The 15477-nt window shown below is 71.7% G+C and carries 10 protein-coding genes; 6 read left to right on the top strand and 4 right to left on the bottom strand.

What is annotated here, in order from left to right:
* Positions 1 to 152: 152 nt before the first annotated feature.
* Positions 153 to 3440, bottom strand: coding sequence for an ATP-dependent helicase (locus AS029_RS03970; protein ID WP_058231308.1), 3288 nt, complete (start codon positions 3438 to 3440; stop codon positions 153 to 155).
* Entirely contained in the window at positions 3437 to 6583 is a 3147-nt protein-coding gene (locus AS029_RS03965) for an ATP-dependent helicase (RefSeq protein WP_228375873.1), read from the bottom strand. The genes AS029_RS03970 and AS029_RS03965 overlap by 4 nt, the downstream gene beginning before the upstream one ends.
* Positions 6584 to 6770: 187 nt before the next feature.
* Between AS029_RS03965 and AS029_RS03960 the strand changes: the two genes are divergently transcribed.
* Both AS029_RS03960 and AS029_RS03955 read left to right on the top strand, forming a co-directional pair.
* Entirely contained in the window at positions 6771 to 6995 is a 225-nt protein-coding gene (locus AS029_RS03960; protein ID WP_058231307.1) for a DUF3107 domain-containing protein, read from the top strand.
* A gap of 10 nt (positions 6996 to 7005) precedes the next feature.
* Positions 7006 to 7293 (top strand): hypothetical protein, encoded by a 288-nt coding sequence (locus tag AS029_RS03955; protein ID WP_058231306.1) that lies wholly within the window; start codon positions 7006 to 7008, stop codon positions 7291 to 7293.
* A gap of 243 nt (positions 7294 to 7536) precedes the next feature.
* Here the strand turns inward: AS029_RS03955 and AS029_RS03950 are convergent, their stop codons facing one another.
* The gene (locus AS029_RS03950; protein WP_058231305.1) at positions 7537 to 8253 is read right to left on the bottom strand and encodes a ferritin-like fold-containing protein; all 717 of its coding nucleotides are present in this window, start codon (positions 8251 to 8253) and stop codon (positions 7537 to 7539) included.
* A 149-nt stretch (positions 8254 to 8402) separates the two neighbouring features.
* Here AS029_RS03950 and AS029_RS03945 point away from each other — a divergent pair, with 149 nt between their 5' ends.
* Positions 8403 to 9860 (top strand): DEAD/DEAH box helicase, encoded by a 1458-nt coding sequence (locus tag AS029_RS03945; protein WP_058231304.1) that lies wholly within the window; start codon positions 8403 to 8405, stop codon positions 9858 to 9860.
* A 192-nt stretch (positions 9861 to 10052) separates the two neighbouring features.
* On the opposite strand, the gene AS029_RS03940 is transcribed toward AS029_RS03945, so the two are convergent.
* Entirely contained in the window at positions 10053 to 10913 is an 861-nt protein-coding gene (locus tag AS029_RS03940) for a PHP domain-containing protein (protein ID WP_058231303.1), read from the bottom strand.
* Between the two features lie 116 nt (positions 10914 to 11029).
* Between AS029_RS03940 and AS029_RS03935 the strand changes: the two genes are divergently transcribed.
* The 3 genes from AS029_RS03935 to AS029_RS03925 all read left to right on the top strand — a co-directional run bounded on the left by AS029_RS03935 (position 11030) and on the right by AS029_RS03925 (position 15425).
* Positions 11030 to 12061, top strand: coding sequence for an endonuclease/exonuclease/phosphatase family protein (locus AS029_RS03935; protein WP_058231302.1), 1032 nt, complete (start codon positions 11030 to 11032; stop codon positions 12059 to 12061).
* A gap of 158 nt (positions 12062 to 12219) precedes the next feature.
* On the top strand, positions 12220 to 13653 hold the full coding sequence (locus AS029_RS03930) for an aminopeptidase P family protein (protein ID WP_058231301.1): 1434 nt from the start codon (positions 12220 to 12222) through the stop codon (positions 13651 to 13653).
* Positions 13650 to 15425, top strand: a complete 1776-nt coding sequence (locus AS029_RS03925; RefSeq protein ID WP_058231300.1) for a gamma-glutamyltransferase family protein — start codon at positions 13650 to 13652, stop codon at positions 15423 to 15425. Before AS029_RS03930 ends, AS029_RS03925 begins: the two co-directional genes overlap by 4 nt.
* Positions 15426 to 15477: the final 52 nt, after the last annotated feature.

Here is a 15477-nt window from a genome sequence, read left to right as displayed (position 1 = left end):
CCCGTTGGGTGCGCGCCGCGTACAGGCGACGCCGGCTGAACCGCTCAGCCAGCGCCGCATCGCGCCGTACGCCGGCAACACCATCTGAGCCGCTCACCAAACGCCACGCCGTGCGCGGGCGACACGCAGGGCGCGGGCAACCCGCGCGCGGCTCAGCCCCGCAGCACGAGCTCGTCTCCGACGTAGAACAACGCCACGTCGATCAGGTCGAGGTCGACGCCGTGCTTTGCGTGATACGCCTCGCGGTACAGCTCGAGCTGCAGCATGCGCGCCCGACGGTCGGCCTCGGTCACGGGCGGGCGACCCGTCTTCCAGTCGACGATCTCGTAGCGATCGCCACGGCGGTACACGGCGTCGAGCTTGCAGATGACGACGTGCTCGCGCCCGTCGAGCCGTGTTGTCACGAAGTCGATCTCGGTCTCGACCTCGAGCGGCCGCAGACTCGCCCACTCGGACCGCTCGAAGCACTCCCGCAGGCGTTGCAACTCTGCCGCGTCTGCGGCCGAGGCGCCGAACTCGTCGTCATCCCACAGGCCGTCGTCGTCGAGGCCGACACCGGCACCCACCTGCCCCGACCGCTGTTCGACCCAGGCGTGGAACAGCGTGCCGAGCCTGGTCTGCCGGTAGGGCCGCTCGGGCATGGGCCGACGCAGGTCGTCGACCGCGCGAGCGTAATCGGCGACGAAATCCTTGAATCGCGACGCCGGGATCCGCGTCGGCGCCGGGGCGTGCGACGGTCGCAATCGGTCGGCGCGCTCGGCGAGCAGCAGCTCGAGGTCGGGATCGGCGCGTACCTCGTCGTCGGTGCGCGCCGTCTCGGCTGCGGCGACAGCCGCCATGATCGCCGGCCGGCGCGAACCGAGCGGATCGAGCGGCCAGTGCAGCAGCCGACGCTCGCCGTCGTAGGGATCGTCACCGGGCTCGCCGAGCGCGAGGTCGATCTGCAGGGCGTCGGCGGCCTCTTCGAGGAACACGCTCGGCCGCCGCGGGCGCTTGGTCCCCGACCAGCTCGAACCCGACAGCAACAGGTGATCGCGGGCGCGGGTGAACGCCACGTACGCCAGACGACGGTCCTCGTCGAGTTGACGCGCGCGGTTGTCGGCGACGAACGCCTCGATCGCCGCTTTCAGATCCTGCTGCGTCTCGGCGCCCCGCCACCCCAGAACGGGCAGCCAGGCCGAGTCCCCGCGGAACTCCGACGGCAGGATGCCGAAACCCAGCCAGCCCTTCGTGTCGCGCGGCAGGGACGGCAGCTCGTCGGTCACCAGTCGCACCACCGCCACGGCATCCCATTCGAGGCCCTTCGATCCGTGGATGGTGAGCAGCTGCACGACGTCGGCTTCGGGAGGTTCCGTGCGCGGCGCGAACTCGTCGGCCTGTTCGGCGTGGTCGAGCCACGCGAGCAGGCTGCTGACCGATCCCGATTCGTCGGCGGCGAGGAAGCCGCGGATTTCGTCGACGAACGCGCGAAGCTGTGCCGAGGCGATGCGGGCGGGCCCGCGGGACTCGTTCGCGGCGAGCTCGATGTCGAGCCGCAGCTCCGCCTCGATGAGCCTGATCACTTCGGGGATGGGCGCCCCGACGCTGCGACGCAGCCCCGCGAACACGGCCCCCGCTTCGCGCAGTCGGGCCCGCCCCTCGGGCGTGAAGTCGGTCAGCCACCCGTGACCGTCGGTCTGACGCGCGACGAAATCGAGGGCGTCGACCAGCGATGCTCGATCGGCGCCCGGTGTCGACCGCAAGCGATCCACCACCTCGGCACCGAGGGGCTGCAGGGCGACGTCGTGCGTGGCGAGGCGTCGAGCCAGTTGCGCGAGCGCGCGAAGGTCGGCGAGTCCGATCGCCCACCGCGGCCCCGACAACAGCCGGATGAGGGCGGACCCGGCCTCGGGATCGCTGATGACCCGCAGCGCCGACACCACGTCGACCACCTCAGGGGTCGTCAGCAGTCCGCCGAGACCGAGGATGCGGTGAGGGATGCCGCGTCGTCCCAGCGCGTCGCCGAAGCGCACCATGTGCTTCTTGCTGCGGAACAGCAGCGCCCCGGTCGTCGCGCGACCCTCGGCGGCCCGCGCGGCGCGCACGCCCACGAACCACGACGCGACGCGATCGGCCTCGGCGTCGAGGTCGTTCTCGAAGACCGTCTCGACGACGCCGACCGGCGCACCCGGTCGCGGGCGAAGCGCCTCGACGCTGACGGCCGCGCGGGCGGCGAGCGGCGCCAGCACCGCGTTCGCGGCATCCAGGACGCGCGAACTGTTGCGCCAGCTGGTCAGCAACGAGAAGTGTTGGCATCCACCGTCGGGCGCGAATGCCGCGGGAAACCCGCCGAGATTTCCCGCGCTCGCGCCGCGCCAGGCATAGATCGCCTGGTGCGGGTCGCCCACGGCCATGACCCCCGTGCCGCCGAAGAGGGTCGCCAGCAGGTCGGTCTGAACGACGGAGGTGTCTTGGTACTCGTCGAGCAGCACGACGCGGTACCGCGCCCGCAGTTCGTCGACGACGGCCGGGTGCTCCTGGGCGATGCGAAGCGCGCCGGCGACCTGGTCGGCGAAGTCCATGACGCCCAGCCGTGCTTTCTCACGGTCGTAGGCCGCCGCGAGGCTCGCGAGCAGTGACAGCGCCGATACCTTCGCCGCCGCGTCGCCGACCTCTTTGTAGACGTCGACCCGCGCCGACGTCGACGGGCGTTCGACGATGCGGCCGAACTCCTCGGGGAACGCGGCCAGCCGGTCGAGGTCGACGAGGTTGTCGACACCATCGCGGGCGATGCGAAGCGCCGCATCGATGAGCGTGCGCGGCGACTCCTGCCGCTCTTCCAGACGGGGGTCGTCGGAAGAGAAGACCACGCGCCGCATGAGCAGCCACGCCGCGGACTCCGACAGCACCGCGGACTCGGCATCACGACCGATCCGCAGCCCGTGCTCGCGCACGATCGAATCGGCGAAGCTGTTGTAGGTCGACACCGTGGGGCGGTGCAGCAGCTGATCAGCCTCGGACGCCTGCTCCGCGGTGACGCCGGCTTCGGCGGCGAGAGCGTCGAGCGCCTCTCGTCGGGCGGCGTCGCCGCGCGTGCCCTCCACCGATGCCAGCTCGGCGAAGACCGCCAGTCTTCCGGCGGCGTGGAGCGCGGGCAGCACGGGCAGCAGGCCTCGCGATTCGAACTCCGACAGCCGCTGCAGGCGCTTCTGGATGCGCTCGGCCAACTCGCCGGCCGCCTTGCGCGTGAAGGTAAGGCCGAGCACTTCGTCGCGCCGCACGTGCGCGTTCGCGACGAGCCACACGACACGGCCGGCCATCGTCTCGGTCTTGCCGCTGCCGGCCCCCGCCACCACCAGTGCGGGCGCGAGCGGCGCCTCGATGACCGCCGTCTGCTCGGCGGTGGGCGGGAACTGCCCGAGGGCGGCCGCGATGGTCGCGGCCGAGAGCACGCCGGTCACGAGGCGCTCACCGCCGACACCGTGTGGATGCGGCAGAGACCGTACGAGAACTCGTCGCGGCAGTGCACCTCGTAGGGTGCGGCGAAACGGGTGCCCCGCATGACGCCCACCGCGCGCTGCACCCGGCCGATGAACTCCTGCCGTTGCGCGTCGTCGAAGGGCTTCTGCGTGGGCTCGGCATAGTCTTTCTTCGCCGCGCTCGGCCTCAGCACGAGCAGCTTCGCGCCACCCGACGGCAAACCCGCCACCTGCTCGATGGCGCCCGACGAGAACGCGAGCTGATAGGCCGCGAGCTGCGGATTGTCGGCGACCTTCTGGTCGGTCTGGGGTTCGTTCTTCCCCGTCTTGAGATCGACGATCACGACCTCGCCCGACGGCGTGACCTCGACGCGGTCGATGTCTCCGCTGAGCACGGCTCCGTGCGAGCCGGCGTCGGGCAGCGGGATCGGCACCTCGAAGTGCCGCTCCGCGCCGATGAGCCTGCCTCCCGCGTCGTCGAACCGGCGCAGATAGGCAGCGAGCCGTCGCACGAGATCGCGCGCGCGTGCGCGCTCCGCCTTGTCGCGCCACACGGCGTCGAAGACGAGCTCGCCCCAGCGCTCCTCCACGACCGCCCACAGATCGTCTTCGGAGCCGGATGCCGCCGTCTCGAGCGCGGCGTGGATGATGGTGCCGATGCCGGCCGTCGTTCCCCCGCGGTCTCCCCCGAGGTCGGCGATCACCCAGTCGAGCTCGCACTCCTCGAGCGCGTGAAGACGCGACGGCGACACCCGCACGTCTTCTCGTTCGAGATCGCGCAGCGGTGCCGTCGAGGTGGGGGGTGCGACGCCGTACCACTGCTCGGTCGCGGCACCGGCGACCCCGGCGGCGGCCAGCAGCGCGAGCTGGCCGGCCGCGTGCGCGCGTTCCGCGGCGGCCGCGCGCGGCGCGGTCAGCGAGCGACGGTGCCGGGCGACGAGTCCTCGCAGCGACAGCGGATGCTCGGGAATGTGTGCCGCGGGCTCCGGAGTCGGGAGCATCTCGAACAGCACACTCGGACCGGTGTCGTCGTCGTCGACCGCGGTGACGATCAACATGTTCTCGGCGCGGCTCAGCGCACGCACGAACAGCCGCAGCTCGTCGTGCATCGCCGCCCGCCGACGGTCGAGCATTCCCGCGGCCGGCAGGTCGGGGTTCTGCACGACGTCGGCGAGGCGCCAGGTCTCGAGCAACCCGCCGCGCAGGCGCGTGTTCGGCCAGACCCCCTCTTGCACGCCCGCGATGATCACGGTGTCGAATGCCGTGCCGGCGGCGGCCGCCGGGGTGAGGACGCGTACCGTGTCGACGACGGCCGGCTGCTCGATGCGGTCTTCGGCGACGTCGCTGTCGAGGACGGCGCGCAGGAACGTGGACGCCTCGCCGTCGGGCTCGCGCTCGGTGTACCGCTTCGCCGCCTGGAACAGCGCGACGACGGCATCCAGGTCGCGATCCGCCTGCTCGGCGAGGGGTCCGTGCCCGCGCGACGCTTCGCGCCAGGTGCGGGCGAGGGAGCTGCGTTCCCACGCCGTCCACAACATCTCATGTGCGGTGGCGCGCGAGCGCGCCTGCGCGTGAAGGGCCGCGAGGGTCTCGCCGAGCCGAACCGCCCGCCGCGCCTCGCGACTGTCGACCCCGGCGAGTTCGAGGGGGAACCGCACACCCGACACCAGGAGCTCCGTCGCCGAGCGCATGCCGCCGTCGGACACCTCCGCGTGTCGCAGGGCGGTGCGCAGCCGGCGCAGCTCGATCGGGTCGAGGCCTCCGAAGGTCCCCAGCAGTGCGTCGACGACGAGGTCGGGCGACCACTCGGCGGGGTCGATCATGCCCAGCTCCACCAGCCGCACCAGGTCTCGGACGGGCCGTTGCGCGCCCAGCGCCAGGCCGGGTCCGCTGGCGCGAGCAGGGACCTCGCGCGCCGCCAGCTCGGCCTCGAGCATGGCGACCTGTCGGGAGTCGTGCGCGATCACTGCGCACGAGCTCCACGGCACACCCTCGAGCACGTGGCGTTCGCGCAGCAGGCGCGAGATCGCGTCGACCTCTTCGGCGGGTGACCGGAGCAGGTAGGTGCGCACCGAGCCCATCGCCGGCGCACCGACCGGGGCGCGACGGTGCGCCACGACGCCGGCGGCACCGATACGGGAGGCCACTCGCCGCACGAGGTCGACCTGCTCGGGTGTTCCCCGGTGCGGCGTTCCGAGCGCGACCGTCGTGCCGAGCTCGCGCGTCAGACGAGCGAAGTTCTCGGGCGTCGCGCCGCGGAACGCCCCCGAGCCCACGTCGGGGTCTCCGAAGGCGACCACACCGATGCCGAGCGCACGACACGCCCCCAGAAGGTCGATGCCGCCCGGGGTCAACTCCTGCGCGTCGTCGACGAGGATGCACCGCAGGTCGGCGAACCGGCCGAGCATGTCTCGATCGGCTCGTGCGTCGTCGAGCACCGCTCCGGCCTCCCGGGCGAGATCGGCGGCGTCGCGGTGCGCGCCGCGCATGGCCGCACGCACCGCGCGGTACTCGTCGGAGAAAGACGCCAGCGAGGCCCAGACAGGAAGGTCGAGGTGCTGCGCCAGGTCGGCGAGATCCGCCGATGACACCCCGAGATCGGTGCACTCGGCGAGGAACGCACGAAGATCGCCGCGGAAGCCGCGCGTCGCCCGGATGGCCGGACTCAACCACTCGGGCCAGCGCGAGACGCCGCCGACCTCGTCGAGGGCGTCGCCCTCGAGCAGATCGCGGATGATCTGGTCTTCGTCGCCGCCGGTGAGCAGCTGAGGGGGCTCGGCACCGCGCCGCACCTCTGCACCGCGGACGAGCTGGAACGCGAACGATGCGACCGAGCGAGCGAGAGCACCCGAGGTCGCACGCCCCACGGCGAGGGCGAGCGGATCGCGCAACGCCGTCGCAGCCGGGCGCGTAGGGGTGAGCACCAAGACGTGATCGGGGTCGACCCCGGATGCCACGAGCTCCCTCACCCGAGACAGCAGGGTCGTGGTCTTGCCGGAGCCCGGCGCACCGACGACGACGCCGCTCGCCTCTGCCGCCCAGGCGACCACCGCCTGCTGATCGCCGTCGAGCGCGGCCCCGAGCAGGGGGGACGCCTCGGCGGTCATGGCATCCGGATTCTGCATGGCTCCACGCTAAACCGGACCTCCGACATCGCCTCCCCACCCCTCCGAAAGCCGCGATCTCGAACGGCTGGGGAGGAGCGTTCGCCATCCGCGAAGCGCCGCCCTCGCCGGGTCGGGGCGCCGCGCGCCTGCCCTAGAGTCGAAGGACGCGCCGGGCCGACCGCGGCCCGCGGGGAAAGGACGCATCGTGGAGATCCGCATCGGCATCACCAACACCGGCCGCGAACTCAACTTCGAGACGAACGAGAGCTCCGACGCCGTCAAGACCGCCGTCGCAACGGCGCTCGACAACTCGGCCAGCCACGTCACCTTCACCGATGTGAAGGGCAACTCCTACCTCGTCCCGACCGCCAACCTCGCGTTCGTCGAGCTCGGCACCGAAGAGTCGCGTCGCGTCGGCTTCGTCGCCTGAGCCCACGACCGTGCAGATCCTGCTCGGCCTGATCCTCGGCGCCGTCATCGGTATCGCTGCGCACTTCTCCCTGCCCCACCGCGAGGTGCGCGGAGCGGCGCTGGCGCCACTCGCCGGCGCGGCGGCCGCGGCCGTCGTGTGGACGGCGCTCACCTGGATGGGCTTCGGTGTCGACGCGCCGATCCTGTGGCTCGTGGCGGTGCTCGCTCCGGCCGCGACGGTCTTCACGCTCGTGCCGCTTCTCACCCGCTCGCGCCTCGCCCGCGACGCCGCCGATCGCAAACGCCTCGGCTTCTGATCGCTCCGCGTCCGCAGCTACGGACGTCAACCGGTCCTCCGCGAGCCGTGCCCCACTGACCCCGCGCGCGGGCCGGATGCCACTCACTCCGGCGCCGGCCGGATGCCACGAACTCGGCACACGGGCGGATGCCACTGCCTCCGGCGCCGGCCGGATGGCTCTGAGTTCGGCGCGGGCCGAATACCGCTCACTCCGCACACCGGCCGGATGCCACGAACTCGGCACACGGGCGGATGCTGCTGACTAGGCCGCGAGCCCCATGGCATCCATGCGCCGTGCGTGCGCGCCCATCAGCTCGCTGAACACGGGTTCGACCTTCGCCTCTTCGGCGCGGTCGAGGTGTCCGTGGCGCAGGGCCGTGCGGGCGACCAGCAGCGTGTCGCCGACCAGGCGTCGACCCCACAGGGCGAGCAGCCAGCGCCACTCCTCGTCGCTGTCGATGGCCGCCGCGAGGATGTCGACGATGGCCTGACGGTCGTCGTCGGCCTGCAGGATGCGCGCGACACGGCGTCCGGTGTCACCGTAGCTCGACGACAGCGCGAGGTAGAAGTCGTCGAGCAGGCCCGCCGTGATGTGCACCGTGAGCATCGTCTCCTGCGGGCGCACCCCGTGGGTGTTGCGCCGGAAGGCGTCGAGCGACTCGCGGAACGGGAGCATGAGCTGTGTCGGATCGGCACCGCGATCGCGGATCAGCGCGACGAGCTCCTGATGCTTGATGAGCGCCGCACCGGCGGCGCGCGACAGCGACTCCTTCTCGGCGAGCTCGGGTGTGAGGGCGATCAGCTCGCTGAGCGTCTCGAAGAAGCCCAGCTGCAGGTACGCCGCCTGACCGAGGAAGGTCTCGACGTCAGGGGCGAGTTCGGCGAAATCGACGCGCATCGCCTCGCCGAGGTCACCGCGCGAGCGCAATTGGAGCGTGCGGCCCACCGGGCGCTGACGACGACGGAACCACGCGAACACGTACGACAGCCTAGGCGTCGGGGGCTTCCGAGACACGCCGGGTAGAGTGGACAGGTCCCGGCGACGGATCGGGACCCCGCGCCTGTGGACGAGTGAGGGCGTGGATTCGACTCCCCAGGCGGTCTCTCGCCGCCGGAACAGGCACGCTCATGACGACATTCGCCGAGCTCGGCATCGACCAGGACATCGTCGATGCCCTGGCATCCAAGGGCATCACCGAAGCCTTCCCCATCCAGGAGCAGACGATCCCCCTCGGCCTTCCCGGCCAGGACATCATCGGCCAGGCCAAGACGGGTACCGGCAAGACCTTCGGCTTCGGCATCCCGGTCGTCCAGCGTCTCGGCCTCGACCCCGAGCCCGGCGTGAAGGCGCTCATCGTCGTTCCGACGCGCGAGCTGGCCGTCCAGGTCTACGAAGACATGGACATGCTCACCTCGAACCGGTCCACGAGCGTCGTCGCCATCTACGGCGGCAAGGCGTACGAGGGCCAGATCGACCAGCTCAAGGCCGGCGCGCAAATCGTCGTCGGAACGCCGGGACGCCTCATCGACCTCGCCAACCAGCGTCTGCTCGACCTGTCGCACGCGACCGAGGTCGTGCTCGACGAGGCCGACAAGATGCTCGACCTCGGCTTCCTCGCCGACATCGAGAAGATCTTCTCGAAGGTCCCCGCCGTGCGGCACACGCAGCTGTTCTCGGCCACCATGCCCGGGCCGATCGTCGCTCTTGCGCGCCGGTTCATGTCGAACCCCATCCACATGCGCGCCAACGATCCCGACGAGGGCCTGACGCAGGCGAACATCAAGCACCTCGTCTACCGCGCGCACTCGCTCGACAAAGACGAGGTCATCGCCCGCATCCTGCAGTCCGAGGGCCGCGAGAAGGCCGTCATCTTCACCCGCACCAAGCGTGCGGCGCAGAAGCTCGTCGACGAGCTCGGCGACCGTGGCTTCAACGCCGCCGCCGTCCACGGCGACATGAGCCAGGAGGCGCGCGAGCGTTCGATGGCCGCGTTCAAGGCCGGCAAGAAAGACGTGCTGATCGCCACCGACGTCGCCGCCCGCGGCATCGACGTCAACGACGTCACGCACGTCATCAACCACACGATCCCCGACGACGAGAAGACCTACCTGCACCGCGCGGGACGCACCGGCCGCGCGGGCCGCACCGGCATCGCCGTCACCTTCGTCGACTGGGACGACGTGCACAAGTGGGCTCTCATCAACCGCGCCCTCGAGTTCGGCCAGCCCGAGCCCACCGAGACCTACTCGTCGAGCCCGCACCTCTACACCGACCTCAACATCCCCGAGGGCACCAAGGGCCGTCTCGTCACCGCCCCGAAGGCCGTCGCGCCCCGCGCCGAGAAGAAGAGCGAGGGTCAGGATGCCGAGGGCACCCGCGCCCCGCGTCGTCGCCGCCGCGGCGGCGGCTCCTCGTCGTCCGAGTCCACCGCACCCGCCGGTGACGCCACCCCGCGCGACGAGGGTGGCGCCGGCACGCACGACGGTGCCGGCAAGGAGCACCACGACGGCAATGCGGCCCCGCGTCGCCGCCGTCGTCGCCGCGGCAGCGGCAGCTCGGGTACGCCGACGGCACCCGTGGCCTGACACGAAGACGCTAAGACGGCGCCGATCCCTGCGGGGGTCGGCGTCGTTTCTTCGTCCCGGCCGCGGGAACACGATGCAGGAGTTCGCGAGCACCTTCGGCACAATTGCGCGGTCACCCGCCGCCGACCGCCGCGGCCTCCTGCGTTGTGCATCCACCTGCGCCGGCGACCAGCGCGGATCGGTCGACCGCCGCTACGGGAAGACCGGCGCCGTGCCACGCCCGAGCGCGAAGATGCGCTCCACCATGGCATCCGTCGTGGTGTTCTCCCCCGGCACGTTCGGTTTGCCGAGGCCGTGATAATCGCTGGATCCCGTGACGATGAGGTCGCGCTCGGCAGCCAGTTCGGCCAGCAGCGCGGTCGGCTCCGGCAGGTTCTCGCGGTGAGCGAGCTCGAAGCCCGCGAGCCCGGCCGCCAGCATGGCCTCGAGCACGCTCTCGGGCAGCAACGCCCGACCCGCGGGATGCGCCACGATCGGCACGCCGCCGGCGCCGACCACCAACTCCACCGCGGTGACGGGGTCGGGCGCGTACAGCGCCACGTAATAATCGCCGGACGGGTGCAGGATGCCGGCGAAGGCCTCGGTGCGGTCGGCGACGATCCCCCGCGCGACGAGCGCGTCGGCGATGTGCGGGCGCCCGACCGTCGCGCCGTCGGTGGTCTGAGCGACGATGTCGTCCCAGGCGATGTCGTAGTCGTGCGAGATGCGTTCCGCCATGATCTGCGCGCGGTCCAGACGCGACGAGCGGATGCGATCGGTCATCGCCCGCAGCCCCTCGTGGTCGGGGTCGACCAGGTAGGCGAGCAGATGGACGCTGCGCCACCGGTGCCGCGCCGAGAGCTCCATGCCCGGCACGAACGTCATTCCCAGTGACGTCGCCGCCTCCGCCGCCTCCGCCCACCCCGACGTGGTGTCGTGGTCGGTGAGCGCCGCGGTGTGCAGACCGTGCCGGTGCGCCGCCGCCATCACCTCGGCCGGCGGCTCCGTCCCGTCGGAGTGCGACGAGTGCAGGTGCAGGTCGCTCGGCCCGGTGAATCGACGAACGTGCGGCACCCGTCGAGCGTAGCGCTCCCGTCCCCCGGCCGGACGGCGCTCACCCGGTTGGCTATGCAGGCGGCATCCGGTCGATGTCCGTCGATCTCACAGACGTCTGACCTAAGGTCGGGTGCGTGCGTCGACTGCTCGGTACCCTCGTCGCGCTCGCCGTCGCGGCGGGCGCCGCGGTGCTCACGTGGCCCTCGGCATTCGGCGTCGAGCGAGTGTTTCCCGTGGCGCAGGTCATCTCCTTCCGCGCGCCGCTGGCGGCCGTGCTGCTCGCGTCGACGCTGCTCATGCTGCTGTTCGCCCTCATCCGGCCCCTGCGGGCGTTGGCTCTGGTGCTCGCCCTCATCCTGGGGGTGTCGGGCGGCATCAACGTCGCGGTCCTCTCGCAGCGCGGGCTCGGATCCGAGGATCTTCCCGAGAAGACCGCGACGAGTCTGCGCGTCATGACGTGGAACACAGCGGGTTCGGCCACGTCCGCCGAGTCGATCGCCCGTTTTGCGGTCGGCATGCAGGCCGACGTGGTGACGCTCCCAGAGACCACGATCGACACCGGCGCCGAGGTGGCCGAGATGATGCGCGACATGGGTCAGCCGATGTGGGCGCATCACGCGGAGTACGGCGAGTACGGCGTCACCGGCTGGGATGCCACCTCCACGACCGTGCTGATCCGTCCGGAGCTCGGCGACTACTCCGTCATCCAGTCGTCGCTCGACGGCTCCAGCAACACCTCGACCGTGCCGAGCGCAGTGGCCATGCCGACCTCCGGCGACGGGCCGATCATCGTCGCAGCCCACGCGGTCGCACCCCGTCAGGGCTACATGACCGAGTGGCGCAGCGATCTGCAGTGGCTGGCCGACCAGTGCACCACCGACAACGTCATCCTCGCCGGCGATTTCAACGCGACCCTCGATCACATGACCGGGATGGGCGTCGACGACGGCACCCTCGGACGCTGCCACGACGCGGCCTCCGAGAGCGGCAACGGCGGGGTCGGCACGTGGCCGACCGACGCGCCGGCGATGCTCGGCGCCCCCATCGACCACGTGATGGCGACGCCCGACTGGACCGTGTCGGGTTCGGTCGTGATGCGCTCGCTCGACGGCTCGGGCAGCGATCACCGTCCGATCGTCGTGCAGCTCGAGCGCGCCGCCGGCTGACCCCGCCCCTGGGCCGGGCACGGCGCCCGCGCCGTGTGCTCGTGTGTCGGGTGCGAGTGCCGGGCGCGCCCACCGCCGTGCGCGCGACGTCCGACGCAGCCGCCCCGCACCGCGCCCACCACCGTGCGCGCGACGTCCGACGGTGCGAGACTGGAACGATGGATGCCCCCTCGACCAGCGACACGACCGCGCAAACCGCCGAGCCCCAGGCCGAGCAGACCGAGCTCGACGCCCCCAGCAACCGCAAGGCGCCGTTCCCCCGCGGCTTCCTCGACACCATCTCGACCGGCTGGGCCGAGCACCCCGCGACCCTCCCCGAGCCGCGCGAGCAGGCGGCGTGGGCGGCACGGCGCCGCGAACGCGTGTCGCGGGCCTTCCCCGGTCAGCGCGTCGTCGTGCCGGCCGGTGGGCTCAAGCAGCGCAGCAACGACACCGACTACCCCTTCCGCGCGCACTCCGCGTTCTCGCACCTGACGGGCTGGGGCAGTGACGCCGAGCCCGATGCCGTCCTCGTCTTCGAACCGCGCGACGAGGGCCACGAGGCCGTGCTCTACTTCCGCGAGCGCGCCGACCGCACGACGGCCGAGTTCTATTCGGATGCCACGATCGGCGAGTTCTGGATCGGCCCCCGCCCGGCACTCGACGGTGTCGCCGCCGACCTGGCGATCGCGACGGCCCATCTCGATGACTTCGCCGCAGCCGACGACGACCGCACGGTCGGCGACGACGACGAGCTCACCCGCTTCGTCTCCGAACTGCGACTGGTCAAAGACGAGTACGAACTCGCCGAGCTGGCCCTCGCCGTCGAGGTCACGGGGCGCGGCTTCGACGACATCGTCGCCGAGCTCCCCCGCATCATCGAGCACCCGCGCGGCGAGCGCGTCGTCGAGGGCGTGTTCCATCAGCGTGCCCGTTCCGACGGCAACAGCGTCGGCTACGACACGATCGCCGCCTCCGGCCCGCACGCCTGCTATCTGCACTGGACACGCAACGACGGCGCGGTCAAGCCGGGCGACCTCATCCTCGTCGACGCCGGCGTCGAAGTCGACAGCCTCTACACGGCCGACATCACCCGCACCCTGCCCGTCTCGGGAACGTTCACCGACATCCAGCGCCGCATCTACGAGACCGTCCGCGAGGCCGCCGACGCGTCGTTCGCCGCGGCGAAGGTCGGCGTGCCGTTCCGGCGCCTGCACGAGGCCGCGATGGAGGTCATCGCCGCCCGCGTCGCCGAGTGGGGTCTGCTCCCGGTGACCGCCGAAGAGGCGCTGCATGCCGATTCCGGCGGCCAGCACCGTCGCTACATGGTGCACGGCACCAGCCACCACCTCGGCATCGACGTGCACGACTGCGCGCAGGCGCGACGCGACATGTACTACGACGGCCTGCTCGAGCCGGGCATGGTCTTCACGATCGAGCCGGGGCTCTACTTCCAGATCGACGATCTCACCGTGCCCGAGGAGTACCGCGGCATCGGGGCACGTATCGAGGACGACATCGTCATGACGGCCGACGGCCCGGTCAACCTGTCGGCTGGGATCCCGCGCACCGCCGACGAGGTCGAGGAGTGGATCGCCCGGCTCTCGCGATGAGCTTCACGCCGCCGGCAGAGTTCACGACACGGCCGACCCTTCGGGGCACGTTCGGCATGGCCGCCTCCACGCACTGGACGGCGACCGCCACCGCGCAGGCGGTGCTCGAGCGCGGCGGCAACGCGTTCGACGCCGCCGTCGCGGGGGCGTTCGTGCTGCACGTGGTCGAGCCGCACCTGAACGGACCCGGTGGCGATCTCGTTGCGCTGATCCGACCGGCCGGCGCGCCCCGACCCGTCGTCGTGATGGGCCAGGGACCGGCGCCGGCGGGCGCGACCATCGAGCACTTCCTCTCGCGTGGTCTCGATCTCGTGCCGGGCGCCGGAGGGCTGGCCGCCGCCATTCCCGGAGCGGTCGATGCCTGGTTGCTCCTCCTGCGCGACCACGGCACCTGGGACCTCGCCGACGTGCTCGCCTACGCCATCGGCTACGCCCGCGACGGTCATCCGCTCGTCGCCGGGGCCGCCGCCACGATCGCGCGGGTCGCCGACCTGTTCGCGCGCCACTGGCCGACGTCGGCGGAGCGATGGATGCCAGACGGCTCGCCGCCCCCGCCCGACACTCTCGTGCGCAACCCCGAGTGGGCCGACGTGCTCGAGGGTCTGATCGGCGCGGGCGGCGCCGACCGCGAGGCGCGGATCGACGCGGCACGGACGCGGTGGATGACCGAGGTGCTGCCCGAGGCCGCGGCGTTCATCCGGCGGCCGCATCGGCACGCCGACGGCGGCGACCACGCCGGCATCCTGACCGCGGACGACCTGGCATCCTGGCGCGCGGACTACGAAGCGGCCGAGTCGGTGACCTTCCGCGGGTGGGACGTCTTCAAGGCCGGCCCCTGGTCGCAGGGGCCCGCGTTGCTGCAGACGCTGCGGCTGATCGAGAACGCCGACGACGAGCAGCTCGACCCCGCGACCGCGGAGGGCGCACACCTGCTGCTCGAGGCGCAGAAGCTCGCCTACGCCGACCGCGACGCCTGGTTCGGCGACGGCGACGGGGCCGTCTCGACCGACGCGCTGCTCGCCGATGACTACATCGCCCAGCGGCGGACACTCATCGGCCCCGCGGCGTCGGCGGAACTCCGCCCCGGCTCGCCGGACGGTCGCGCCCCGCAGCTCCCGCCGCTGCGCACCGACGCGGCCGTCGCCGACGGGTCGACCGGTGAACCCACCGTCGATCGGTCGGGGCAGACGCGCGGCGACACGTGCCACATCGATGTGATCGACCGCTGGGGAAACGCCATCTCCGCCACCCCGTCCGGCGGATGGCTGCAATCCTCGCCGACGGTGCCCACCCTCGGGTTCTGCCTCGGCACGCGGCTGCAGGCGACGTGGCTGGTCCCCGGCCATCCGGCATCCCTCCTCCCCGGGCGTCGCCCCCGCACGACGCTCACGCCCACGCTTCTCACGCGCGGCTCCGAGGTCGTCGCGGTGGGCTCGCCAGGCGGCGACCAACAGGACCAATGGCAGCTGCCCGTGATCCTGCGGATTCTGGTCGGCGGATACTCCGGCCAGCAGGCGATCGACGCCCCCACCCTCAACACGACCGCGCTCATCGACTCCTTCTGGCCGCGCACTTGGACCCCCGCGGGCGTGACCGTCGAAGACCGAATGGATGCCGATGTGCTCGCCGCCCTCGAGGCGCGGGGTCACCGTGTGCGTCGGACGGGCGACTGGTCGCTCGGACGAGTCACCGCCGTCGGACGGGACGGCGACGGCATTTTGTGGGCCGCGGCGAATCCGCGAGGCGCCCAGGGGTACGCCGCCGGGCGCTGATCGTCTGACGACCCGCAGGCGAATGCACTGGTGAAGTTCAGAGCCTTATCCA

It is taken from the genome of Microbacterium enclense (assembly GCF_001456955.1).
Lineage (GTDB): Bacteria > Actinomycetota > Actinomycetes > Actinomycetales > Microbacteriaceae > Microbacterium > Microbacterium enclense.
Note: the sequence above shows the minus strand (reverse complement) of the source record. Positions and strands in the feature narration are given on the sequence as shown.